This window comes from Pedobacter lithocola, from assembly GCF_042650845.1.
GTDB classification, from domain to species: Bacteria; Bacteroidota; Bacteroidia; order Sphingobacteriales; family Sphingobacteriaceae; genus Pedobacter; species Pedobacter lithocola.
On record NZ_JBHSBW010000007.1, the window covers coordinates 795,893 to 818,388 of the forward strand.

The window sequence follows — 22,496 nt, forward strand, 5'->3', positions numbered from 1 at the left end:
TGATGAGAGACTACAAAAAATACACATACATACCATCTACACCCGAAGAGGTTTATTTAGCGCTTACTAAAGACATCAGTATTAAGCTGTGGACAGGTGCCGAAGTGGAATTCGAAGAAAAACCTGATACCGAATTTTCTTTTTGGGATGGCGATATTGTTGGAAAAAACATAGAATTTGAAACCAATAAAAAAATTGTTCAGCAGTGGTATTTTGGTGAAGATGGAGAACCATCTATAGTAACCATTAAACTTCACGCTGATAAAACTGGAACTTCGTTAGAGTTTAAGCAAACCAATATTCCGGAGGAAGATTATAAAGAATTTACCGAAGGAATTGAAGAATATTTTATTGGCGGATTGGTAGATTTTTTTGATGAATAAAACATTAGGTTATTATCGCTGTTTAGATTTTAAAAAATAACTAGAATCATGAATAAAACGGTAGGACTAATATTAATTCTTGTGGGAATTGCAATGCTGGTTTGGACTGGCTTTTCTTATACCAAAAAAGAAAAAATTGTAGATGCTGGTCCGATACAGATTTCGGCAGACAGAGAAAAATCAGTTAACTGGCCACCTTACGTTGGCGGGATTATCTTAGTAGCTGGTGTTTTTGTATTTGTAGCATCGAAGAGGAAATAATTAAAACGTCGTTGCAAAGCACGAAACAATCTATTCTTCTATTAAGATCGATTCGTGCTTCGCAATGATTACTTATTGTTATTATTAAATCTCATTACTATAAACCGACCTTATTGCATCTCGCAAATTATATTTGGATGCCATTACTTCTCCATAAGCACCTGCGCTACGAATAGCAAAAATATCTCCCCTAAATGATTCTGGTTGCTCAACTTCCTTACCGAAACAATCTGTACTTTCACAAATTGGACCTACAATATCATATTTGATTTCGGTTTTTAGACGCACGATTTTAGATTGAGTTAAATTTTCTATTTTATGGTAAGCCTGATATAAAGCCGGGCGCATTAATTCTGTCATTCCTGCATCTAATACTACAAAGTTCTTTTTCTTACCATTTTTAATATACAATGCTCTGGTAATTAGCGATGCAGATTGACCAACCAAAGCCCTTCCCAACTCGAAGTGAACTTCTTGATTGGGTTTAACATCTAAAAATTCATTGAAAATTTGGAAATAAGCGGCGAAGTCAGGGATTTGATTATCGGGATTATAGTAATCGATACCTAAACCACCACCAACATTTAAAACTTCTAATTTAAAACCTTTATCTTCAAACCATTTGGCAAATTCATTAACTCGAACACACAGGTTTTTATACACATCGAGGTTTGTAATTTGCGAACCGATATGAAAATGAATCCCAATGAATTTAAGATTAGGAGATGCTTTTAAAGTTTCGGCGCATTCTGGCAAATCCCAAGAATTAATACCGAATTTATTTTCATCTAAACCTGTTGTAATGTTGTGGTGCGTGTGTGCATCTACATTTGGGTTAATGCGAATGGCTACCTGAGCAATTTTACCTTTTGCTACAGCAAGTTCATTTAAAACTTCCAGTTCCTGAATCGATTCTACATTAAAGCAGAAAATATCCAAATCTAAAGCCTCATTTATTTCTTTGTCAGATTTACCAACACCAGCAAAAACGATTTTTTTATGGTCGAAACCCACTTCAACTGCTCTTCTCACCTCTCCAGCACTAACACAATCGGCACCAAAACCAATGCCTTTTATTTGTTCAAGCAAAACCGAATTAAAATTGGCTTTTAACGCATAATGAATGTGGAACTTAAACGGAGCAGCAGCATCAGCACATGTACGCAAAGTTTTCTGCAACAATTCGGTATCGTAATAATAAAATGGTGTTTCTATATTGTTAAACTTTGATATATCTTTATCGGCGAACATGTTCAAATTCCTTATAATATTTTTAATTTTATTTTTTGGGCTAATTTATTGGGGCAATTACCTCGATTTAAAGCACGGAAGAATTACCCAAAAACAATATAACGGCAAAATCCGCTTTTCTATCGTATTACTCCTGATTCTATTGTTCCTTATATTTATCAAAAAATGAAGATTGCTGCAGCCATATTTATCGTTCTAATTATTTGTTTGGGCTTATTTAATTCCTACAAAAAATATAAAAGCGAACTGTTACCATCAAAATTTTTGGCTTTTCACTTCTTTATTGGTTTGCTGGTAATTATGGGTGCTTTTTATCTTCTATTCGAATAATCTGTTGTGTAAACTCCTCAAAGCTTCCGTTTTGTATTCGCTTAAAATCAATAGAGAAACGTTGTAGTTGCTTCCTCCGTAAGAAATCATGCGAATTGGAATGTGTTTCAAACCTTCTAAAACCCGGCTTGCAAAACCATGTTTTTCTGATCCAAAATCGCCAACTACGCAAACAATGCTGTGGTTGGTATCTACTTCTACAGTCCCAAAATTTTCTAATTCTTCGATAATTTTTGGAAGATTCCCCGTTTCATCGATTGTTAAAGAAACAGCAACTTCCGAAGTAGTAATCATATCGATAGGCGTTTTGTAGCGCTCAAAAACTTCGAAAACACGACGTAAAAAACCATAAGCCAATAACATTCTGCTCGATTGAATGCGAATAGCCGTAATGCCATCTTTCGCAGCAATTGATTTTATTTTACCTTTTTCGCTATCATGTGTAATTAAAGTTCCGGCAGCGCTCGGCTCCATCGTATTTAGTAATCGAACCGGAATTTTATATTTCTGTGCCGGAAAAACCGATTGCGGATGCAAAATTTTTGCACCGAAATATGCTAATTCTGCAGCCTCATCAAAAGATAATTGTGCGATTGGTTTCGTTCCTTTCACAATTCGAGGGTCGTTATTGTGCATGCCATCAATGTCCGTCCAGATTTGAACTTCTTCAGCCATAATCGCAGCGCCCAATAAAGATGCAGTGTAATCACTACCTCCGCGACGTAAATTATCAACTTCACCAAAACTATTTCTGCAAATAAATCCTTGTGTAATGAATAATTTATTGCCTTTATTCGCCTCTAAAAGAGGTGTTAAATGTTTGGTTGTAAATGGAATATCAGGCTCGTTATCCTCATCTGTTTTCATAAAATCTAAAGCCGGTAGTAATACAGATTCAACCCCGATAGATTTTAAATAAATGTGATATAATGTAGTTGATAATAATTCGCCTTGTGCTAAAACCACTTTTTCTTCAATAGGTGTAAAGATATAGTTGGTTAAAACTGCTAAAAAACTAAAATGATAATCAATAACTTCATTCCCCATCTCCTGAAAATCAGCATCAGGTAAAAGTTCGATCACAAAATCCTTATATTTTTGATATAAATTTTCAACGCACTCGCTGCCCTTTTTCTTATCGCCAGCTAAAAAATAATTTGAAATTTCTACCAAACTATTTGTAGTACCAGAAACGGCTGATAATACTACAATCTGTTCTTCATTTGGATTAATGATATCCAACAACTTCGTCATGCGCTCGGGACTACCTACTGAAGTACCCCCAAATTTTAATATTTTCATTTAGTGTTTATTGAAATTTAATGGTTAAACAAATCATGATGCTATCCCATACTAAATTTGTTCTACCCAATTTAAAAACGACCGCAACTTTACATTAACTATATATGATAGTGAAAAAGTTAGGTTGGTACCATCTTTAATACCGGATTTTCTTTATTATTGTATCGGGGCGTGAAAATAAGCAAAACAAGCTTAAAAGCAACACCCTCAACAAAATAAAATTTGGGAAAGTTAATTTATTTTGATTACAACCAAACTTCCACCTAGTAATGTTTGTTCAACACCAGATATTAAATTAAAATAAAGCTCAATGCAAGCAATTGATCAATCAACACAAGCTACCATTAACCAATGGTTAAGCGGCAATTACGACGAAAAAACTAAGGCAGAAATTCAAGCCCTTGTCGACCAAAATGCAACCACCGAACTTACCGATTCATTTTATAAAAGTTTAGAATTTGGAACCGGCGGTTTGCGTGGAATTATGGGTGCAGGTTCAAACCGCATCAATAAATACACTATTGGAACGGCTACACAAGGTTTAGCAAATTACTTAAATAACAAATACCCTGGAGAGAAGATCAGCGTAGCCATAGCTCATGATAGCAGAAACAATTCTGATTATTTTGCAAAAATCACGGCTGATGTTTTTTCTGCCAATGGAATACATGTTTATTTCTTCGAGGCGTTAAGACCAACGCCAGAATTATCATTTGCTGTTCGTCACTTCGGTTGTAAAAGTGGTGTAATGTTAACAGCATCGCACAATCCGAAAGAATATAACGGTTACAAGGCATACGGTGCAGATGGCGGTCAATTTACTTCGCCAGATGATAAATTGGTGATTGATGAAGTGAATAAAATTCAAAGCATTGATGAAGTAAATTTTAACCGAGTTGATGAAAATGTGGAGTTGATTGGTGAGGCTGTTGATAAACTGTATTTAGATGGAATTACAGCACTTTCAATTTCACCTGATGCCATTAAAAGACAGCACGATTTGAAAATTGTGTTCTCTCCTATCCACGGAACTGGTATTACTTTAGTGCCAAAAGCGCTTGAGCAATTTGGCTTTACTAACGTAACTTTAGTTGAAGAACAAAGCACACCCGACGGAAATTTCCCAACGGTGGTTTACCCTAATCCAGAGGAAAAAGATGCGCTGACTTTAGCTATGAATAAAGCAAAAGAAATTGATGCGGATTTGGTTCTAGCAACTGACCCTGATGCAGACCGCGTGGGTATTGCAGTTAAAGATAACGATGGCGAGTGGGTTTTACTTAACGGCAACCAAACCGGAAGTTTATTAATCAACTATATAGTGTCGGCTTGGGAAGAAAAAGGTAAACTGACTGGTAAAGAGTATGTGGTTTCTACGATTGTGACTACAAGCTTAATTAAAGCAATTTGCGATGCTAAAAATGTTGAATATTTTAACACTTTAACGGGTTTTAAATGGATTGGACAAGTTATTACCAATTTACAAGGCGAGAAAACTTTTATTGCAGGTGGTGAAGAGAGTTATGGTTACTTAATTGGCGATTTAGTTCGCGATAAGGATGCTGTGGTTTCTGCTGCTTTCATTTCTGAAATGACGGCTTATTATAAAGATAAAGGTGCGAGTTTGTACAATGCCATGTTAGATATGTATGTAGAATACGGTTTGTACAAAGAAGATTTAGTTTCATTAACTAAGAAAGGTAAATCTGGTGCTGAAGAAATTAAAGCCATGATGGAGAAATTTAGAAACAATCCGCCAGTATCTTTAGGTGGTTCTAAAGTTTCGATACTGAAGGATTACGAATTGAGCCAGGAAACTGATTTAGCAAGTGGAAAAGTAACTAAATTGGATTATCCGGCATCTGATGTTTTGCAATTTATTACTGAAGATGGAAGTATAGTTTCTGCCCGTCCGAGTGGTACAGAGCCAAAAATTAAATTCTATTGCAGTGTTAATGCTCCATTAGCAGATAGAGCAGACTTTGCTAAAGTTAATGGAGAACTTGGTAATAAAATTAAAGCGGTAATGACCGATTTGCAAGCCTAAGTTTTCAAATTGCATACTTACTGATAGCACAGATGAAAAATTTCATCTGTGCTTTTTTATAGTAAATTAAAAATAAAGGCAATTAAATTATAAACGGATAGCATTTATATAACAGATATTAATTCCATTCGACAAATACCATTGCCATTTATTTCAATCGAACGCTAACATATTTATACATATTGTTTGCCAACCTCAATTTCGTTTGTACATTTGCAGCGAGATAGAATGTTAAAAAGAGCCTTTATATTTTTCCTTGTAATCTGTACAATATCAAATTGCTACATGCAATTGATCGTTTTTTCGGGTTATCAAATGAATAAAGAATACATTACCTCTGTTTTTTGTATTAACAAGGCACACCCGGAATTGCATTGCGATGGACAATGTTTCTTAGCTAAAAAGCTGAAAGATTTAGATGGCAAAAATAAACGGGCTCAAGACAATTTAAAGAGAATTACTGAGGCCGAACCCGAATTTAAGGTTGTAGCCATCAATCATAATATCCCTTACTTTATTTTAAAATCGGAAAGTGGTTATCTACAACAACCAATTAAAAACCTTTCGATTTCTATTTTTCATCCACCGAAAGCGGTTTAAGTAAATTTCCATCTTATTGTTCGTCACCTTGAATTTATTTTTAGGGTTTTGATGGCCATTTGGCTCATATCAATCATGCTCAAATAAATTCAGCATGACGACCATATTCCTTTAATTTTCACTTATCCAATTTTCAAGAAATGAAAATATCACAATACTTATTGGCATTGCTATGCCCTATTATCCTTTTGTCATCATGTAAAAAAAGTAATGATGAAGTCGCAACAGATACAAAATCTAGTTTCACTTTAGAATTCGAGCATCAGGTAAACGGTACTCCGTTGATTTTAAATACAACAACTTACAAAAATGCCAGAGGCGAAGATTTTAAAATAAATGTGTTTAAATATTACATAAGCAATGTTAAGCTCAGCAAAGCTGATGGAACAACTTATTTAGTGCCGGAAAGCTACTTTTTAATCGATGAATCAAAATCAGCATCGAAATTAATTACGGTAAACGATGTACCAACTGGCGATTACACAAAAATTGAATATACAATTGGTGTGGATTATGCCCGAAATTTTGCTGGTGCACAAACAGGGGCTTTAGACCCAATAAATGGCATGTTCTGGACCTGGAACAGCGGTTATATTTTTGTAAAATTAGAAGGAACTTCCCCACAATCTCCCGCGGCAAATAATCTTTTAACTTTCCATATTGGTGGCGTTGTCGACCCAAATAACACCATCAGAACCTATTCTACTGAAATTAATGCAGCTAATCCATTGAGAATCAGAATAGATTCTAAACCGGATATGCACTTTGTTGTAAATGCAGCATCGTTATTTACAGGTACAACAGATGTGAGTTTTGCAACATTGAATTTCACGATGGGTGGAGCGAATTCAGTAGTCGTGGCTAATAATTATGCGAAAGGTTTATACCGTTTAGACCATATTCACAATTAAATGTTGAGGAAATTAACTGTTTTCGCAGTGCTTTTTATAAGCATTGCGTTAATGTATGCCTGTAGCAAAAATGAAGATGAAATTGTACCAGAAGAAAAAGCAATAACTTTCTCAGTTCCATCAAACTTCCCTGCTCCGGTTTACAATTTCGAACACAATAAACTTAGTAATGCAGGGTTTTCCTTGGGCAAAAAGCTTTTTTATGATGCCCGGTTATCAGCTGATAAAAGTGTATCGTGCGGCAGTTGTCATCAGCAGTTTGCAGCCTTTGCAAATCTCGACCATAAGGTTAGTCACGGTGTAAATAATTGCCAGGGAAAGAGAAATGCTCCATCCCTTTTCAATTTGGCTTGGCAAAAGGCTTTCTTTTGGGATGGTGGTGTAAAAAACATCGAAACATCGCCACTTAATGCAATTACCGATGCTTGCGAAATGGGAACTGACATTGTAACCATTATCACCACGCTGAAAAATACTGAACCTTATCCTGAAATGTTTAAAAAAGCTTTTGGCTCTACAGAAATCAATTCGCAACTCATTTTAAAATCAATTACACAATTTATGGGCGTGTTGGTTTCTGGCAATTCAAAATATGATAAAGTAATGCGTAAAGAAGATGGGATTTTATTCACTTCAGATGAACAAGCTGGCTATACACTGTTTAAGCAAAAGTGCAGTTCTTGCCATGCTGAACCTTTATTTACCGATTTTTCATACCGCAGTAATGGTTTGGATTTGATAAGTACCGATGAAGGACGTTCGCATATCACAGGCGTTCAAACAGATTTTGGAAAATTTCGTGTACCAAGCTTAAGAAACATTGAATATACTAGTCCATACATGCATGATGGGCGTTTTTACAGTTTAGATGAAGTTTTGGAACACTACAATTCTGGCGTAAAAGCAGCTGAGAATTTAGATGCTGAATTAAAAAGCGGCATCCAATTAAACAGCTTAGAAAAATCACAAATCAAAGCATTTTTAAAAACTTTAACAGACAATGAATTTATCAAAAATACATTATATAGTGAATCGTAAATTATTGGTTTTAGCCTTGCTTTTAGTAAGTAGCAATGTTTTTGCCTGCGATATTTGCGGTTGTTTTATGGGGATTACGCCATACTACAACCGTAACAGCATCAGCTTATTATATCGTTACCGCTCATTTAATGGTTACAATGGCCAATCACATTCCTTATTTCCAAACGGAGGTAATTTTTTCATTCCAGCCAGAAGTCAGGATTCGCCAATAACCGGTCACAATGGGAATCCTGATGATTACGAACTGTATCGATCGTTAGAAGTCAGGGGTAAATATTTCATTAATAGTAAATTGGAAATTAATGCCATTTTGCCTTATGTTTCAAACAGCGAACGCTACAATGGCTACACCTCAACAGTTGGTGGCATCGGTGATGTGAACTTGTACGCAGGTTATCATCTGGTACAAAAATTCGAAGATAATTTTAAGCAACAGCTCATAGCAGGCGCAGGAATTAAACTTCCAACAGGTAAAAATGATTTCAAAAATACGGCTGGCATTCGCTATTCATCTTTACAACAGGCAGGAACAGGAAGTACGGATGGCTTTGTTTACCTAAACTATTTAGTTGGATTGGGCAAATTTGGTGCAAGTTTAAATACATCTTACAAAGTAAATGGAACCAATAATCGAGATGAAGGAATTGCCAACAGCACAACCAGTTTTTTAAATATTTTTTATACGCAGTTAGTTGGTAAATATGTTCAAGTGATGCCATCTGCACAGTTTTTTTATGAATATTCTGGCGGAGAAAAATATAATTGGGTAAATACTGGAGAACATGTTATGAATAACCTGATGGGTGGTGTTGGTGCAGATATTTTTTATAAAAACGTAGCACTAAATATGGGCATTCAAAAAAACATTTGGGAAGCCGAGACTGACCACCCAATGAGTGCTGGTAAAGTTTATGTTGGTATTACTTATAATTTTTAAATATGAAACAAAGAATAATAATGGCAATTGGCGTAATAACATGTTTATTTAATGCCTGCAAAACCGAACCCGATGCACAAGCGGTTAGAAAAGAAGTACTTAACATACATGATAAATTGATGATGGATGGCGAAAAAGTAATTAAAAATAAAATGAAGTTAGATTCGGTTCTAAAATCTGATAAAATTCATTCATCGTCTGATTCTGTGAAAGTTGCAGACTTAATCGTGCGACTAAACAAGGCAGATGAAAATATGATGGATTGGATGCATTTCTTCAAAGATGATTTTAAAGGCAGAACCAAGCAAGAAGAGTTGGATTATTATAAGTCAGAAATGATAAAAATCAGAGCAGTAGAAGATGAATATATCAAAGTCACGAAAGTATCTGATTCGGTTCTGAAAATTTATAAAGTTTCATTCGGCAAAAGTATGGAACATAATAAGCACTAGTCACCTCAATTTATCAAAACTGGTGGATTGATAAACTAAAGAACAACTCAATGTGTCCTTCTCTTCAAGGAGAGGGATTGCATTTATTATAATAAAAAGATGCGGCTGATATGGTGAGATTTTTCAGCCGCTGATTTTAAAGTTAAACACTAATTAGCAGTGTAATAAAACAACAATTAATTCCCTCCTCCCAAACAGAGGTTGTATATTTACATTTTAATAAAATACCATGAATAAAATAATTTTTTCGATAGCAGCTTTTATGCTCACAATAAGCATATTATCTTCTTGCAAACAAGATAAAAAACTTCCCTTTTATGGCGAGCGACATGCAGAAACTAGCACAGATGCTGATGGTGTAGAAAAGGTTGATACTGTTTATCAAACCATTCCGAGTTGGTCTTTTTTAAATCAGGATAGTGTTATAACAACTAATAAAGTAACGGATGGGAAAGTTTATGTAGCTGATTTTTTCTTCACTTCTTGTACAACCATCTGCCCTACTATGCACCGTAATTTAATGACAGTTTATAACGATTTTAAAACCAATCCTGATGTGATGTTTGTTTCACATACTATTGATTTTAAATATGATAAACCATCGGTTTTGAAAAAATATGCCCAGAAATTAGGTGTTGATGGTGCTAAATGGCAATTCCTTTATGGAAGTAAAGACAGTGTTTACACCTTAGCAGAGAAAAACTATTTAGTTGCCGTAGGCGAAGATAGTACCGCTAAAGATGGCTACATTCACCAAGGATATTTGGTTTTAATAGATAAAGACCGAAGAATCCGTGGTGCTTATGATGGAACAAAAACTGACCAGGTAGAGCAATTAAAAAAAGATATTCCGGTTTTGTTAGCGGAATATAAAAAATAGAATTATAATTTTTGTCGTCATTTCGACCGAAGTTTTATTCCGCTCGAAATAACGACTTAATTTAACAAAACACATGCGCAAATACTTCATCAATTCTATTTTCCTGTTTTCAATTATTGCTGTAATTTTTTCTTGCCAAAACCAGCAAACAATTGATTTACAAAATTATATGTCGAATGGCAAAAGTGTTTATGTAGCAAAATGCCAAAATTGTCATGGCGAAAATGGCGAAGGCTTGGGCCAGCTAGCGCCACCTTTAACCGACACTCTATTTTTAAAAACCAATAAAAATAAATTGGCTTGTATTATTAAAAATGGTGCAAATGAGACATTTGTAATTAATGGCAAAGAATATAAAGAGAAAATGCCCGCATTCCCCGAATTGGCTGATATCGATGTAGCACAAGTCATGGTTTATGTAACCAACTCTTTTGGGAATAAACAAGGTTTTATCGATTACAAACAGGTTTCTAAGCAATTACAAAATTGTAAATAATTAAATTTCTTGTGGTAGTTTGGCTAAAATAATTCATCTTTGCGCAAAATGCAGGTTGTTCTATCGCTGTTTCGAATAAAATCGAAAGAGAGGAAAGTCCGGGCAACATAGGGCATCTCGCTTTCTAACGGAAAGGGATTTAGGAATGAAAACCTGAATTACGGATTAGTGCAACAGAAAATATACCACCCAAACATTTATGTTGGGAAAGGGTGAAAACGTGCGGTAAGAGCGCCCGAGCATTGCAGGCGACTGCAGTGGTTTGTAAACCCCGAGAGTTGAAAGACCAAATAGGCTAACGCATGTAGGGCTGCCCGTCCGATGTTAGTGGGTAGGTCGTTAGAGATAAACGGTAACGTTTATAGTGGATTAATGATAGAAATTTTGAGCAATCAGAAAACAGAACCCGGCTTACAGACCTGCATTTTTTACATCTAAAACATTCTTTATATATAAACCTGATGGGAATGACAGCCCTGGTTTTACTATAGGGCTACAATAAAAAGCAAGACTGAATTATCCGATGAAAAACTTTGTATTGTTTTCCAAAAGAAATAATTTTTCATACTTCCCTCTAAAAAGTATTGTATAAAAAACTATACATTAATTTAAAAATAATATATTCGCAATTCAAATAAATAAAACCAGTCACAAATGGCCAAATTATTAATTATTGATGATGAGCGGGCGATAAGAAGTACTTTACGCGAAATCTTAGAATACGAAAATTACGACGTTGAAGATATCGATAACGGTATCGACGGACTCGAAATGATTAAGAAAACCAATTTCGACCTTGTACTTTGCGATATTAAGATGAATAAAATGGATGGTATGGAAGTGCTTGAACAGGCACAACTTATCAAACCAGATTTACCTTTCATCATGATTTCGGGCCATGGCACGGTTGAAACCGCAATTGAGGCCAGTAAAAAAGGGGCTTTTGATTTTATTTCTAAACCACCAGATTTAAACCGTTTATTAATTACCGTTCGTAATGGTTTAGACCGTGGAAATTTAGTTACAGAAACCAAAGTTTTAAAACGTAAGGTTAGTAAAACCCGCGAAATTTTAGGCGAATCAGAAAGCATTTCAAAAATAAAAGAAACTATTGAGCGGGTTGCTCCTACTGAAGCACGTGTATTAATAACTGGTGCAAATGGTAGTGGTAAAGAGTTAGTTGCACGTTGGTTACACGAAAAATCTAATCGAGCTGATAGTCCGCTTATTGAAGTAAACTGTGCAGCAATTCCATCAGAATTAATTGAAAGTGAATTGTTTGGGCACGAGAAAGGCTCATTTACTTCCGCGGTTAAACAACGTATTGGTAAGTTCGAATTGGCAAACGGAGGTACTTTATTTTTGGATGAGATTGGAGATATGAGCCTTTCGGCACAAGCAAAGGTTTTACGTGCTTTGCAAGAGCATAAAATTTCTCGCGTTGGTGGCGAAAAAGAAATTGAAGTTAATGTTCGCGTTTTAGCAGCAACCAATAAAGATTTATTAAAAGAAATTGAAGATGGTAATTTCCGTATGGATTTGTACCACCGATTAAACGTTATTAACATTCACGTTCCGCATTTAACAGAGCGTACTGATGATATTCCTGTTATTGCACAAAACTTTTTAGAGCGTATTTGCGATGATTACGGAATGCCAGTTAAGCGAATTAATGAAGGCGGAATGGCTGCGCTACAAGCACTCCCATGGACCGGAAACGTACGTGAGTTGCATAATATGATTGAGCGTTTAATTATTTTAAGCGATAAAGTTATTACTGAAAACGATGTACGGGCTTTCGCTAACCCAGGTGGCGGTACAAATATTGGCGCAGCAACTAGTGCTCAGATAGCTAGCGCTAGCTCGGCTTTATCTTCATCCTTTGATAGTTTTAATAATTTTCAGGATTATAAAGACCATGCTGAAAAGGAATTTATTAAGTTTAAGCTAGAGAAAAACAACTGGAATGTTTCTAAAACAGCTGATGAAATTGACATCCAGAGAAGTCACTTATACAGTAAAATTGAGAAGTTTGGATTGAAGAGGGACGCCGTTTAGCCTTCCTACCAGCAAGTTGAAGAGTCAATTCTCGAAAAAGAGTTGAGGATATTAAAATCTCCTCAACTTTTTTTTGGTGATAATCTATATAACTAAGAACTATTGAAATATTCGCTTGAGCCGAAAGGCCGGTTAAAGGTTAGCGTTTTTTTTTGGGGAATATGAAATGTTTATCCCATATAATCATTTTGCCTCATAAGCAAGGCTCTATATTTATTAAAAATTGCAGTTTTAGAAACGAAACCTTTATATCTATTGGACTCATCAACAACAGGTAAAAGCCATACATTATCCTGCTCCATTTTTTGTAAAACCACTTTTAAATCATCGTATTCTAATATTGTGTTTGGTGCAGACTGAACTAAATTTGTAGCCGTCAGGTTTTCCTTATCAGGATTATTAACCATCTCACTAAAAATATCTTCTATATAAATGATGCCTTTAAAATCATCTAGGTCATCAGTAACCGCACAAATATTTTTGTGAGATTGAACAATTTCATTCATTTTTACAGAAATTAAATCATCCATAAGTAGCTGAGGATAAGTTTTTTCTATCAAATATTTTAATTTCATTTGATTTAAAACCGTTGTATCCTTATCCTCGTGAGATAATAATTCGCCTTTATCAGCCAAAACCTTAGTGTAAATAGAATGTTTTTGAGCGCTACGATTAATCGCATAAGATATTGCCGTTGTAATCATCAAGGGAACCATTAAGATGTAGCCACCGGTAATTTCGGCAATTAAAAAGATACCCGTAAGCGGGGCATGCATTATCGAACCTAATGCAGCAGCCATACCTGCAACAATGAAATTAGAAACGTTCAAATGCGCAATACCTAAAGTATTCAAAGTGTAAGCGAAAATGAAACCAATCAATCCACCCATAATTAAGCTTGGTGCAAATGTACCGCCATTACCACCGGCACCTAAAGTAATTAAGGTAGCCAGCGATTTCATAAAAATAGTAACCACCGTAAACAAAATAACCAGGGCTGGAATGGTGTTGTAATCTTCGAAAATACTATTGTTGATTACAGCTAGATAATCGCCTCTCAATAAGTTTTTCATGGTGATGTAACCCTCTCCATAAAGTGTTGGGAACAAAAAAACCAATAAACCAAGCATTAAACCGCCAACAATAACTTTAGTGTATGGATGTTTTATTTTATAAAATAAACCTTTAACTGCATAGTTAGCTTTGGTAAAATAGATAGAAAACAAACCGATTAAGCCTGCCAAAAGCACATAGTAAAATAATGCATTTACCTGCCAACCTTCTGTTACTAAAAAGAATAATTGCTGTGTATAAAACAGTCTTGCAACTACAGCGGCAGTTGCCGCAGATAATAATAGGGGAATAAAGGCCGGAATGGTAAACTCTGGCAGCAAGATTTCGATAGCGAAAACAATACCGGCAACCGGACTATTGAATGCTCCCGCTATACCTGCAGCGGCTCCACAAGCAACAAGCATTGTAATTTCTCGATAGGATAAACCTAAAAAACGACCGAGATTTGAACCAATTGCTGAACCACTTGTAACGATAGGCGCCTCCAAACCCGTAGACCCCCCAAAACCAACTGTAACGGCAGCAGTAATTATTTGTGAATAAATATTGTGTGCCTCAACCTTACTTGAGTTTTTAGAAATAGCATACAACAACGGCGTTAAGCCTGTTTCGAATTTACTTTTCCTGATGAAATACTTAATGTATAAAACTGTAAGGAAAATACCAATCATCGGAAAAATAAAATACAGGTAGTATTTATATTTCCAATGCCAGTCTGATTGAAGAAACTCTTCTATGTGGTGAGTTAAACTTTTTAACGCAGCAGCTGCCAATCCAGCTAAAATACCTACAATAATTGCCAATATAACTAAGAAATTACGATTTGATATTTTTGATTTTCTATATTGGTTAATCTTATCAAGGTAATTTACAAAGCGGAGATACATGCTATCGGGTTTTAATTGAGAGCGAATGTTCCAAATGTAGCTAAATGTGAGCGTTGAGCCAATATTTAAAGCATTTATTAAGCATCAAATTTATCTAAAAGCTTAATTAGTGTAGCGTAATCTTTAGGGTAAGGTGCATCAATTACAATGTCTTTATCATCCATTCCTTTAAAAACCAAATGCCTCGCATGCAATGCAAAACGTTTCATAATTGGCTGTTCTTCTTCACCTTTAGTTAATTTATATCCACGTTTAATTGATGATAAAAATACTGATTTACCTTTATACATCTCATCGCCTACAATCGCGGCTCTTTGCGTAGCCAGGTGAATACGAATTTGGTGCATTCTTCCGGTAATTGGTTTACACTCTACCAAAGTATAGTGCTTGTAATATTTTAACGAATCGAAAATGGTTTCTGCTCTTTTACCTTCTGCTCTATCGATGGTTACATTCTTATTTCCATCATTTAAAATTGGTAAATCGACCACTAATTTATCAAAGATTACGTGACCATCAACCACTGCGTGATAAGTTTTATCAACCTTTCTCCGCTCAAACTGCATAGAGGCATGACGATAGCCTTCCGGATTTTTAGCAATAATTAAAGCGCCAGAAGTTTCCTTATCCAAACGGTGACAGACCTGTGCATCATCGCTATATTGTTTGGCCAAACGTAATACATTGGTTTCGCCTGAACCACCTCTTTCATCAAGCGAAGCCAGAAATGGAGGTTTATTGATGACAATAAAATCGTTGTCTTCGAAAAGAATAAGATCTTTAAAATTAGGGTATTTCAAATTGAAGTATTATTGATAAGTCGCAAAAATACGGATTTTATTTTAGTGCTAATAGATTTCAGAATGGTTGATTTGAATTAATGGCGCATTCAAATAAGTAGGAAAGTTAATACCTATAAATTTTGTGCAATTACATAACCACTGGACCACGCCCACTGAAAGTTATAACCGCCCAACCAGCCAGTTACGTCTAAACATTCTCCGCCAAAAAATAAGTTAGGAATTTTTTTACACTCTAAAGTTTTAGAAGAAATTTCATTGGTGTCGATTCCGCCACGCATAACTTCGGCCTTATCATATCCTTTATCGCCAGCTGGCTTTACTTTAAATTGATGTATGGTTTGAGTTATTGTTTCAATTTCAATTTTAGTTAATGATGCAACAGGCTTATTTAAAGGCAAAAATTTTCCTAATGCATCAGTAAACTTTTTGGTATAAAAACGGTTTAACAAAGTTGATAATAATGTTTTTCCATTCAATTTGCGTTCCTCATCCAACAATTGGGCAATATTATAATGTGGCAATAAATTGATGTTTACCACCTCGCCCCTTCTCCAGAAAGACGAAATTTGCAATATTGCAGGACCACTTAAGCCCCAATGGGTAAATAAAATGTTTTCTTCAAAAGAAATATCATCATTGCTTACTTCACAGAAAACCGAATTTCCTGATAATTGAGCAAACCATTCTTCATCTTTCCCAGTAATGGTAAGAGGCACTAAAGCTGGCGCTGTTTCGATAATTTTTAAATTATTTTTGCGAGCAAAACGCAAGGCAAAATCTGTAGCACCCATTTTTGGAATTGGTAACCCTCCCGTTGCAATAACTAATTTATCTGCAGTGATGGCTATACTTTTGCCATTCTTCTCATAACTAACTTTAAAACCATCCGCCAAAATTTCAATGTCTTTAACATCTGCATTGCATCTAATCTCCTGACCTAGACCTGCACAAATTGAAGTGAAAACTTCAACTACATCTTTTGCATTTTTTTCATCAGGAAACAGTTGTCCTAAAGTTTTTTCTTTTCCGCTGATGCCATATGTTTCAAAAAAATTAATCGTATCATCAATAGTAAATTGGGTAAAAGAAGATTTAATGAAATGTGGATTTGATGAGATAAATTGTTCTGCAGATGCAAATTGGTTGGTGTAATTACATCGTCCACCTCCTGAAATTAAAATCTTTGCACCGGGTTTTTCATTCCTTTCCAGCAAGATTACTTTCTTTCCTAAATAGCCTGCCTGCACCGCACACATCAATCCGCAAGCACCTGCACCAATAATTATTGCATCAGCATTCATCAATAAAATTTATTATGGTTACTTTTGTGCAAAAGTAGCATTATTTTCAAGCGCATGGCAAAACAGATTAGCGAATTAAAATTAGGTATTTTAGGTGGTGGTCAATTAGGCAGAATGCTCATTCAACAAGCAATTAATTATAATGTTAATTCTTTAGTTTTAGACCCCGACCCTGATGCACCTTGCAAGCATATTGCAAACTATTTCGAAAATGGTTCAATTACCGATTTTGATACCGTTTACAATTTTGGCAAAAGAGCAGATATTATCACCATAGAAATTGAAAAAGTAAATATTGAAGCGTTAGAACAACTTGAAAAGGAAGGCAAACAAGTATTTCCACAATCAAGAGTAATACGATTAATTCAGGATAAAGGCGTTCAAAAACAGTTTTTTAAAGAAAATGATATTCCAACTGCTCCATTTCAAATCGTAAACACGAAAGAAGATATGGAGAATAGCCATATTCCTTTTCCATACATTTTAAAATTAAGGAAAGATGGCTATGATGGTAAAGGTGTTATGAAAATTAACAATGCTAACGATTTGGATAAAGCATTTGATGCGCCTTGTATTATCGAAAAGTTAGTAGATTTTGAAAAGGAAGTAGCCGTAATTGTTGCAAGAAACTCAAACGGTGATATGAAAACCTTTCCAATGGTGGAAATGGAATTTAATCCGGAGGCAAACCTGGTTGAATTTTTAATTTCGCCATCTACATACGCAGAAAGTTTGCAACAGAAAGCGGAAAACATCGCTAAAAATATTGCTTCAGGAATGAACATCACAGGCATTTTAGCCGTAGAAATGTTTGTATGTAGAGATGGTGAGATTTTGGTGAATGAAGTTGCACCTCGTCCGCATAACAGCGGTCACCACACCATAGAAGGTAATTATGTATCACAATTTGAGCAGCATTTACGTTCAATCTACAATTTACCCTTAGGTGATACAAGTAGCATAACAAACGCAATTATGATAAACTTGCTTGGAGAAAAAGGCTCTGAAGGCGTTGCTCAGTATGAAAATTTAGAGAAAATTTTAGCTATAGATGGCGTATTCGTTCATTTATATGGTAAAAAATATACAAAACCGTTTCGTAAAATGGGCCACGTAACTGTAGTAGATATTGATAGAGAAAAAGCTATTGAAAAGGCCAGGTACGTACAGAAAACATTGAAGGTAATTGCTTAAAGAGCAAGGAATAAAGAACAACGATTTTAAAACTATAAGAGAAAAATATATGAGTGTTGAAAATTCTAATTCCTTTAAACAAACAACTGCCTTAGTGGGCATAATTATGGGTAGCAAATCAGATTTACCTGTAATGCAAGATGCTGCCGATGTTTTGGAAGAATTTGGAATAGATTATGAAATTACTGTCGTTTCTGCCCACAGAACACCAGAGAGAATGTTTAACTATGCAAAAGAGGCTTTTAAAAGAGGCTTAAAAGTTATTATTGCTGGTGCCGGTGGTGCTGCTCATTTGCCAGGAATGGTTGCATCAATCACAACATTACCGGTTATTGGCGTTCCTGTAAAATCTTCAAACTCTATTGATGGTTGGGATAGTATTTTATCCATATTGCAAATGCCAAATGGAATTCCAGTTGCAACTGTAGCACTAAATGCCGCTAAAAATGCAGGTTTACTAGCTGTACAGATTTTAGCAACTTCAGATGATTCTATAACCGTTAAAATGCAGGCCTATAAAGATGATTTGAGGAAAAAAGTTGAAGAGAGTGCGGAAAATTTATAATGATAAAAGAGAGGTCCAAAGTCAGTCTCAATATCGTCTGACTTCGGACCTCCGACTTAACAGCTTAATTCAAACTCGGGTCTGCAGGGAAATTGCTTACGTGGGCATATTTCGGTCCTAAATTTACAATTACATCCCTCCATAATTGTTCATCATCGCCGCCAAAAATAATATCAGGATGAGAAACATCACTCACCATCCAGGCATTTTCTTCAATTTCCTTTTCTAACTGACCTTCGTCCCAGCCAGAATATCCTATAAAAAATTTAACTTCATCCTCTTCAATCGCATTAGAATTAATAAGGATTTTCAAAGTTTCGAAATTTCCACCCCAATAAATACCATTTCCAATTTCCTCTCCACTTTGCATTTTATCAAAACATCTGTGGATAAAGTGAATGGTATCTACACCAACAGGACCACCAAAATAAATTTGATTATCAGCTTCCCATAAGTCTTTTACTACATCTTTCAAAAGCAAATTGCCAAATTGGTTAAGTATATAACCTACCGAAGCTTCATCGCTGTGTTCCGTTAGCAAAATCACCGACCTTTTAAAATTTGGGTCAGCCATAAAGGGTTCAGAAATAAGTAATCGGCCGGTTTTTGGTTTTATATTATTAAGCATTACGATTATCGTTTGAAGCACCACAAAAGATGCCTATTTTTGTTTATGCAAGTTACAAATGAATTTCTACAAAACCTGCGCCAAGATTATAAAAGCGCAACGTTAGATGAAGCTGACGTAGATAACAACCCAATACATCAATTTAAAAAATGGTTTGATAATGCTGTTGAAGCTCAAGTTTATGAACCAAATGCAATGACTTTGGCCACAGCCGATAAAGCAGGAAAGCCTGATGCTCGAATCGTATTATTAAAAGGTGTAGATGAAGAAGGATTTAGATTTTTTACCAATTATTTAAGTGCCAAAGGCAAAGAGCTCAAAAGAAATCCTTATGCAGCATTGGTTTTCTTTTGGTCTGATTTAGAAAGACAAGTTAGGATTGAAGGAACAGTAGAAAAGTTAGACAAAGAAACTTCTGAAGAATACTTTATCACTCGACCAGTTGCCAGTCAGATTGGAGCAGTAGCTTCGCCACAAAGCCAAATCATCCCAAACAGGAAATTTTTAGAAGAAAAGTTTGAAGATTTAAAGTTAAAAAGTAATAATAAAACCATCGCGAAACCTGCACATTGGGGTGGCTATATTGTTAAACCTACCCGAATAGAATTTTGGCAAGGTAGAAGAAGCAGACTTCATGATAGAATAAATTTTGAATTGGTTAAGGGCATTTGGGTTAAAACAAGACTGGCACCATAACAATATCGTATAAAAACAAAATAGAGATTCGCCATCCGGCCAAATCTCTATTTTTAACTAATCATTAACTAACCTAAAATCTCCTAGGAAGTACCTATATAAACCAATAAAAATGCGCCTAAATGTAACGGCTATTTCTATTTTCAATGCGCAAATAAATTGTTATTGTTACTTGATGATTCAAATATCCAAAGAAGAAATCGAATTCTAAATCATGTATCGGTGAATAATAGCAATGTATCGATTAACAAAAATTAATGTAATTTTTATATGATGATTAACATTTATTAACTATAAATAGTTGTAAATCAAATATTTATATCATATCAAATTAGTCTTTCTAATTGTAGTTTTTACATTTACTTTTAAATTTTCAAATTCAAATTAAATCAAATGATAAATAATATTGCAGTTATAGGTTCTGGCACAATGGGCAATGGTATTGCACACACATTTGCTCAATTTGGTTACTCGGTAAATTTGATTGACATCAACCAAAATGCCTTAGACAAAGCCTTACAAACCATAACCAAAAATCTTGATAGGCAGATTGCTAAAGGAACACTTTCAGAAGACCAAAAATCTGCGACTTTGGCAAATATTCAAACGCATACAGTTATTGAATCTGGTGTAAAAAATGCCGATTTGGTTGTTGAAGCAGCTACAGAAAATGTTGATTTAAAACTTAAAATATTTAAAGATTTAGACGCCTTCGCTCCTGCCGAAGCAATTTTAGCCTCAAATACTTCATCAATTTCTATTACCCAAATTGCTGCCGTAACCAATCGTGGCGATAAAGTAATTGGTATGCATTTTATGAATCCTGTTCCGGTTATGAAGTTAGTTGAAGTGATTCGTGGTTACCAAACCAGCGAAGAAACTACTAAAACCATTATGACGCTTGCAGAAAGTTTACAAAAAACACCTGTTGAAGTAAATGATTATCCTGGTTTTGTAGCTAATAGGATTTTAATGCCGATGATTAATGAAGCAATTTATACACTTTATGAAGGTGTTGCAGGTGTTTATGAAATTGATACCGTAATGAAGCTTGGTATGGCACACCCAATGGGTCCACTTCAATTGGCCGATTTTATTGGTTTAGATGTTTGTTTGGCTATTTTGAAAGTGCTGCACGATGGATTTGGTAATCCTAAATATGCACCTTGCCCACTTTTGGTAAATATGGTTGCCGCAGGAAAAAAAGGAGCTAAAACTGGAGAAGGTTTTTACACTTACACAGCTGGTTCGAAAGATTTGATAGTTGCCAACAAATTTAAAAAATCCTAATTTTTTTAGCATTAAATTTTATATTTGCTGTATGAACGAAAATCTTGACCCTGAAGCGAGCAACCTAACCCCTACTGATAGAGATATTGAAAGGGTTTTGCGACCACAAGCTTTTGAAGATTTTACCGGACAAGAAAAAGTAATGGAAAACCTCCGGATTTTTGTTCAGGCAGCAAAACTTCGAGGTGAAGCATTAGATCACGTTTTGCTTCATGGTCCGCCAGGATTAGGAAAAACAACCTTATCGTATATAATCGCTAACGAAATGGGAGCCGGAATAAAAGTTACTTCTGGTCCGGTTTTAGATAAACCTGGCGATTTAGCAGGTTTACTAACAGGTTTAGATACCGGAGATATTCTTTTCATTGATGAAATTCACCGCTTATCTCCATTGGTAGAAGAATATTTATACTCGGCAATGGAAGATTTCAAAATCGACATTATGCTAGAAACCGGACCAAATGCTCGTTCTGTACAAATATCTTTAAATCCTTTTACGCTTGTTGGTGCCACCACCCGTTCGGGTTTACTTACTGCACCATTACGTGCTCGTTTTGGTATAAATGCCAGGTTGGCTTATTACGATGCGAAACTGTTGACCACGATTGTTCTGCGTTCATCAGATATTTTAAAAACACCAATTAATGATGAAGGTGCTTATGAAATTGCCAGGAGAAGCCGTGGAACACCTCGTATTGCCAATGCACTGCTTCGTAGAACCAGAGATTTTGCGCAAATAAAAGGAAATGGAAATATCGATACCGAAATAGCCCGTTACGCTTTAAACGCACTTAACGTTGATGAACATGGTTTAGATGAAATGGATAATAAGATTTTAGTGACCATTATTGATAAGTTTAAAGGCGGACCAGTTGGTTTAAAAACCATCGCAACTGCTGTTGGAGAAGATGAAGGCACAATTGAAGAAGTTTATGAACCGTTCTTAATTCAGGAAGGTTACATTATGCGAACCTCTCGCGGAAGAGAAGTAACCGAAGCTGCTTACAAACACTTAAAGAAAATTTACCCGGGGCAAACCGGAAAGCTGTTTTAAGGTAGGATTTGAACTTTTTTTTTGCAGAAACTTTGTTCTTAAACGGGATGGTAGC

Annotated in this window: 22 protein-coding genes and 1 other RNA gene; 17 read left to right on the plus strand and 6 right to left on the minus strand. The window is 35.3% G+C overall.

What is annotated here, in order from left to right; translation table 11 throughout:
- The first annotated feature begins 2 nt into the window (after positions 1 to 2).
- Together ACFOWA_RS05780 and ACFOWA_RS05785 are read left to right on the plus strand one after the other, a co-directional pair.
- The gene (locus ACFOWA_RS05780) at positions 3 to 383 is read left to right on the plus strand and encodes an SRPBCC domain-containing protein (RefSeq protein ID WP_378982686.1); all 381 of its coding nucleotides are present in this window, start codon (positions 3 to 5) and stop codon (positions 381 to 383) included.
- 48 nt (positions 384 to 431) lie between these two features.
- Positions 432 to 644, plus strand: a complete 213-nt coding sequence (locus ACFOWA_RS05785; protein WP_378982689.1) for a hypothetical protein — start codon at positions 432 to 434, stop codon at positions 642 to 644.
- Between the two features lie 84 nt (positions 645 to 728).
- Here ACFOWA_RS05785 and lysA read toward each other — a convergent pair whose 3' ends face one another.
- Together lysA and ACFOWA_RS05795 are read right to left on the minus strand one after the other, a co-directional pair.
- Entirely contained in the window at positions 729 to 1,895 is a 1,167-nt protein-coding gene (lysA, locus tag ACFOWA_RS05790) for a diaminopimelate decarboxylase (RefSeq protein ID WP_378982692.1), read from the minus strand.
- A 318-nt stretch (positions 1,896 to 2,213) separates the two neighbouring features.
- The gene (locus tag ACFOWA_RS05795; protein WP_378982695.1) at positions 2,214 to 3,527 is read right to left on the minus strand and encodes an aspartate kinase; all 1,314 of its coding nucleotides are present in this window, start codon (positions 3,525 to 3,527) and stop codon (positions 2,214 to 2,216) included.
- Positions 3,528 to 3,837: 310 nt separating this feature from the next.
- On the opposite strand from ACFOWA_RS05795, the gene ACFOWA_RS05800 reads away from it, so the two are divergent.
- The 10 genes from ACFOWA_RS05800 (at position 3,838) to ACFOWA_RS05845 (ending at position 12,949) form a co-directional block, all read left to right on the plus strand.
- On the plus strand, positions 3,838 to 5,574 hold the full coding sequence (locus ACFOWA_RS05800; protein WP_378982698.1) for a phospho-sugar mutase: 1,737 nt from the start codon (positions 3,838 to 3,840) through the stop codon (positions 5,572 to 5,574).
- Positions 5,575 to 5,859: 285 nt separating this feature from the next.
- The gene (locus tag ACFOWA_RS05805; protein ID WP_378982700.1) at positions 5,860 to 6,174 is read left to right on the plus strand and encodes a hypothetical protein; all 315 of its coding nucleotides are present in this window, start codon (positions 5,860 to 5,862) and stop codon (positions 6,172 to 6,174) included.
- Between the two features lie 140 nt (positions 6,175 to 6,314).
- Complete coding sequence (locus ACFOWA_RS05810; protein WP_378982703.1) at positions 6,315 to 7,085, plus strand: MbnP family protein; 771 nt, start codon at positions 6,315 to 6,317, stop codon at positions 7,083 to 7,085.
- Positions 7,086 to 8,123: a cytochrome-c peroxidase gene (locus ACFOWA_RS05815; protein ID WP_378982706.1), complete on the plus strand. Its 1,038-nt coding sequence runs from the start codon at positions 7,086 to 7,088 to the stop codon at positions 8,121 to 8,123. It abuts the gene before it with no gap.
- On the plus strand, positions 8,113 to 9,063 hold the full coding sequence (locus ACFOWA_RS05820; protein WP_378982709.1) for a hypothetical protein: 951 nt from the start codon (positions 8,113 to 8,115) through the stop codon (positions 9,061 to 9,063). Before ACFOWA_RS05815 ends, ACFOWA_RS05820 begins: the two co-directional genes overlap by 11 nt.
- A 2-nt stretch (positions 9,064 to 9,065) precedes the next feature.
- On the plus strand, positions 9,066 to 9,515 hold the full coding sequence (locus tag ACFOWA_RS05825; RefSeq protein ID WP_378982711.1) for a hypothetical protein: 450 nt from the start codon (positions 9,066 to 9,068) through the stop codon (positions 9,513 to 9,515).
- A gap of 229 nt (positions 9,516 to 9,744) precedes the next feature.
- Positions 9,745 to 10,395 (plus strand): SCO family protein, encoded by a 651-nt coding sequence (locus tag ACFOWA_RS05830; RefSeq protein WP_378982714.1) that lies wholly within the window; start codon positions 9,745 to 9,747, stop codon positions 10,393 to 10,395.
- A gap of 73 nt (positions 10,396 to 10,468) precedes the next feature.
- Positions 10,469 to 10,891, plus strand: a complete 423-nt coding sequence (locus ACFOWA_RS05835) for a c-type cytochrome (protein WP_378982716.1) — start codon at positions 10,469 to 10,471, stop codon at positions 10,889 to 10,891.
- 47 nt (positions 10,892 to 10,938) lie between these two features.
- Positions 10,939 to 11,321, plus strand: an RNA gene (gene rnpB, locus ACFOWA_RS05840) — RNase P RNA component class A.
- Positions 11,322 to 11,545: 224 nt separating this feature from the next.
- Positions 11,546 to 12,949, plus strand: coding sequence for a sigma-54-dependent transcriptional regulator (locus tag ACFOWA_RS05845; RefSeq protein WP_378982719.1), 1,404 nt, complete (start codon positions 11,546 to 11,548; stop codon positions 12,947 to 12,949).
- Positions 12,950 to 13,119: 170 nt separating this feature from the next.
- On the opposite strand, the gene ACFOWA_RS05850 is transcribed toward ACFOWA_RS05845, so the two are convergent.
- The 3 genes from ACFOWA_RS05850 to ACFOWA_RS05860 form a co-directional block, all read right to left on the minus strand.
- The gene (locus ACFOWA_RS05850) at positions 13,120 to 14,910 is read right to left on the minus strand and encodes a chloride channel protein (RefSeq protein WP_378982722.1); all 1,791 of its coding nucleotides are present in this window, start codon (positions 14,908 to 14,910) and stop codon (positions 13,120 to 13,122) included.
- Positions 14,911 to 14,987: 77 nt separating this feature from the next.
- Complete coding sequence (locus ACFOWA_RS05855) at positions 14,988 to 15,710, minus strand: RluA family pseudouridine synthase (protein ID WP_378982724.1); 723 nt, start codon at positions 15,708 to 15,710, stop codon at positions 14,988 to 14,990.
- Positions 15,711 to 15,823: 113 nt separating this feature from the next.
- The gene (locus tag ACFOWA_RS05860) at positions 15,824 to 17,014 is read right to left on the minus strand and encodes a BaiN/RdsA family NAD(P)/FAD-dependent oxidoreductase (RefSeq protein WP_378982726.1); all 1,191 of its coding nucleotides are present in this window, start codon (positions 17,012 to 17,014) and stop codon (positions 15,824 to 15,826) included.
- Positions 17,015 to 17,068: 54 nt separating this feature from the next.
- On the opposite strand from ACFOWA_RS05860, the gene ACFOWA_RS05865 reads away from it, so the two are divergent.
- Complete coding sequence (locus tag ACFOWA_RS05865) at positions 17,069 to 18,208, plus strand: 5-(carboxyamino)imidazole ribonucleotide synthase (RefSeq protein ID WP_378982729.1); 1,140 nt, start codon at positions 17,069 to 17,071, stop codon at positions 18,206 to 18,208.
- A 49-nt stretch (positions 18,209 to 18,257) separates the two neighbouring features.
- Positions 18,258 to 18,773, plus strand: a complete 516-nt coding sequence (purE, locus tag ACFOWA_RS05870) for a 5-(carboxyamino)imidazole ribonucleotide mutase (RefSeq protein ID WP_378982732.1) — start codon at positions 18,258 to 18,260, stop codon at positions 18,771 to 18,773.
- A 64-nt stretch (positions 18,774 to 18,837) separates the two neighbouring features.
- Here the strand turns inward: purE and ACFOWA_RS05875 are convergent, their stop codons facing one another.
- Positions 18,838 to 19,401 carry a YqgE/AlgH family protein gene (locus tag ACFOWA_RS05875; protein ID WP_378982735.1) on the minus strand — a complete coding sequence of 188 codons (564 nt, stop codon included), beginning with the start codon at positions 19,399 to 19,401 and terminating at the stop codon, positions 18,838 to 18,840.
- Positions 19,402 to 19,446: 45 nt separating this feature from the next.
- Between ACFOWA_RS05875 and pdxH the strand changes: the two genes are divergently transcribed.
- The 3 genes from pdxH to ruvB all read left to right on the plus strand — a co-directional run bounded on the left by pdxH (position 19,447) and on the right by ruvB (position 22,441).
- Positions 19,447 to 20,097, plus strand: coding sequence for a pyridoxamine 5'-phosphate oxidase (gene pdxH / locus ACFOWA_RS05880; RefSeq protein ID WP_378982737.1), 651 nt, complete (start codon positions 19,447 to 19,449; stop codon positions 20,095 to 20,097).
- A gap of 393 nt (positions 20,098 to 20,490) precedes the next feature.
- Positions 20,491 to 21,387 carry a 3-hydroxyacyl-CoA dehydrogenase family protein gene (locus ACFOWA_RS05885; protein WP_378982739.1) on the plus strand — a complete coding sequence of 299 codons (897 nt, stop codon included), beginning with the start codon at positions 20,491 to 20,493 and terminating at the stop codon, positions 21,385 to 21,387.
- A gap of 31 nt (positions 21,388 to 21,418) precedes the next feature.
- Positions 21,419 to 22,441 carry a Holliday junction branch migration DNA helicase RuvB gene (ruvB, locus tag ACFOWA_RS05890; RefSeq protein ID WP_123206201.1) on the plus strand — a complete coding sequence of 341 codons (1,023 nt, stop codon included), beginning with the start codon at positions 21,419 to 21,421 and terminating at the stop codon, positions 22,439 to 22,441.
- The last annotated feature ends 55 nt before the right edge of the window (positions 22,442 to 22,496 follow it).

Excerpts from the sequence above, each read along its gene's own strand:
- ACFOWA_RS05800 (WP_378982698.1), top strand. The coding sequence starts at position 3,838 with ATGCAAGCAATTGATCAATCAACACAAGCTACCATTAACCAATGGTTA.
- ACFOWA_RS05845 (WP_378982719.1), top strand. The coding sequence starts at position 11,546 with ATGGCCAAATTATTAATTATTGATGATGAGCGGGCGATAAGAAGTACT.
- ACFOWA_RS05815 (WP_378982706.1), top strand. The coding sequence starts at position 7,086 with ATGTTGAGGAAATTAACTGTTTTCGCAGTGCTTTTTATAAGCATTGCG.
- ACFOWA_RS05885 (WP_378982739.1), top strand. The coding sequence starts at position 20,491 with ATGATAAATAATATTGCAGTTATAGGTTCTGGCACAATGGGCAATGGT.
- ACFOWA_RS05850 (WP_378982722.1), bottom strand. The coding sequence starts at position 14,910 with ATGTATCTCCGCTTTGTAAATTACCTTGATAAGATTAACCAATATAGA.
- ACFOWA_RS05785 (WP_378982689.1), top strand. The coding sequence starts at position 432 with ATGAATAAAACGGTAGGACTAATATTAATTCTTGTGGGAATTGCAATG.
- ACFOWA_RS05805 (WP_378982700.1), top strand. The coding sequence starts at position 5,860 with ATGCAATTGATCGTTTTTTCGGGTTATCAAATGAATAAAGAATACATT.
- ACFOWA_RS05835 (WP_378982716.1), top strand. The coding sequence starts at position 10,469 with ATGCGCAAATACTTCATCAATTCTATTTTCCTGTTTTCAATTATTGCT.
- ruvB (WP_123206201.1), top strand. The coding sequence starts at position 21,419 with ATGAACGAAAATCTTGACCCTGAAGCGAGCAACCTAACCCCTACTGAT.
- ACFOWA_RS05875 (WP_378982735.1), bottom strand. The coding sequence starts at position 19,401 with ATGCTTAATAATATAAAACCAAAAACCGGCCGATTACTTATTTCTGAA.
- ACFOWA_RS05830 (WP_378982714.1), top strand. The coding sequence starts at position 9,745 with ATGAATAAAATAATTTTTTCGATAGCAGCTTTTATGCTCACAATAAGC.
- pdxH (WP_378982737.1), top strand. The coding sequence starts at position 19,447 with ATGCAAGTTACAAATGAATTTCTACAAAACCTGCGCCAAGATTATAAA.
- ACFOWA_RS05825 (WP_378982711.1), top strand. The coding sequence starts at position 9,066 with ATGAAACAAAGAATAATAATGGCAATTGGCGTAATAACATGTTTATTT.
- ACFOWA_RS05810 (WP_378982703.1), top strand. The coding sequence starts at position 6,315 with ATGAAAATATCACAATACTTATTGGCATTGCTATGCCCTATTATCCTT.
- purE (WP_378982732.1), top strand. The coding sequence starts at position 18,258 with ATGAGTGTTGAAAATTCTAATTCCTTTAAACAAACAACTGCCTTAGTG.
- ACFOWA_RS05860 (WP_378982726.1), bottom strand. The coding sequence starts at position 17,014 with ATGAATGCTGATGCAATAATTATTGGTGCAGGTGCTTGCGGATTGATG.
- ACFOWA_RS05780 (WP_378982686.1), top strand. The coding sequence starts at position 3 with ATGAGAGACTACAAAAAATACACATACATACCATCTACACCCGAAGAG.
- lysA (WP_378982692.1), bottom strand. The coding sequence starts at position 1,895 with ATGTTCGCCGATAAAGATATATCAAAGTTTAACAATATAGAAACACCA.
- ACFOWA_RS05795 (WP_378982695.1), bottom strand. The coding sequence starts at position 3,527 with ATGAAAATATTAAAATTTGGGGGTACTTCAGTAGGTAGTCCCGAGCGC.
- ACFOWA_RS05865 (WP_378982729.1), top strand. The coding sequence starts at position 17,069 with ATGGCAAAACAGATTAGCGAATTAAAATTAGGTATTTTAGGTGGTGGT.